Annotated in this window: 1 protein-coding gene; it reads right to left on the reverse strand. The window is 52.5% G+C overall.

Translation table 11 applies throughout. The annotated features are described in order from the left end of the window. A partial coding sequence (locus AC1D15_RS33095) for a hypothetical protein (protein WP_477829402.1) occupies positions 1-479 on the reverse strand: 479 nt, incomplete at its 3' end. Positions 480-1,219 lie beyond the last annotated feature (740 nt).

Genomic DNA, 1,219 nt, shown 5'->3' on the forward strand with positions numbered 1-1,219 from the left:
TTGGAGGGGTAATAGCGGATGACTTTATCTGMACCCATGATGGGTCCAATCATCGTCGTTCGGTACAGCACGGAATACATGAGGCTCGCTATCAATGCTATGGAGAAGCAAGTCGCGACAAAGAGTCGAATCCTCCTCAGTTCTTTAGGTTTTTTCAGCCACGGCAGCACTGCAACACCGCAAAAAAACAGTCCTACAGAAATTGTGGGCAAGAATCTTTCAACGTAGTCCGCAACATTGACGGCTTTAACAAGAAGATTCATCCACTCGTGCCTGGAGCTGGCGGTAAGTTCAAAGGCTACGGGAGAAATGGCACTAAAAAGGGCGGAGGTCGCTATCAAAGCAGTTGCCCAGGGTAAAACTTTCTGCTCCTCCTGCAATTTCCAGAGTCTCGTCGAAGGTTCCGAACGAAAAAGCACAAGCAGCCCTAGGGCGAAGGTTCCGATTGATTGCAATGTGAAGCTAACAATTGCGTTCAAAAGGTCCTCGATTTCCTTTAACCAAGGAATTGCCGGCTTTCTCTCTTCCGTAGGCCGGTTTGTGATTGTTTTTGGTCGCTGCCTTTTGAGTCGTGACCTTTTCGGCCATCGGGACGACATACGTGGCCGCATACTCATGAATTACTCCCTTATGGCAACGGGTAAGGTCAAGGAATGCCAATCAAGCAGTCAGCACTTTCATCGTTCTCAAGCGGGGTTACAAGAACGCCCCTAATGGCCTTATCTCCGCCTGAAGTATCTGGCAAATGTCCCGAAGGCTACTTGCCCCCCTTAACAAGCGTGCAGTACGCGACCCTAACAGCGGCAACCGTCTGAAGGAATCAGMAAAAGACTGATTCGGTGCCATTGTTGATCCGAGACGCGTCAGGCCGCGCTGGCATACACCCTCTCCAAGTCCCGTTGAACACCGGGTGACAGGCCGGTCCGTGAAGTGAGCGTTGGCGCGGCTTTGCGGCCGATTCTCAATTCCAAGGAACTCGCTTTCGCAGCCGATCCAGCCCGTGGCCCGCAAGCGAATTCCAAGCACCCTGCGTCGGTGCCGAGCGCCGGCATCACGCCGGACGCACTCGCCTCAGCGGCTTTGCAATGTACCGCAACCCAATGAAATCAATGAGTTGCGATGCTGCTACCAAAATCGCTACTCCAAAGTACAGGACATGGCAACTTGAATCGCCCCGGGTTCCGAGGAGGCTCCTTCGATTGAGAGAATGGAGCAATGA

The organism is Rhizobacter sp. P2_H2 (assembly GCF_056403375.1).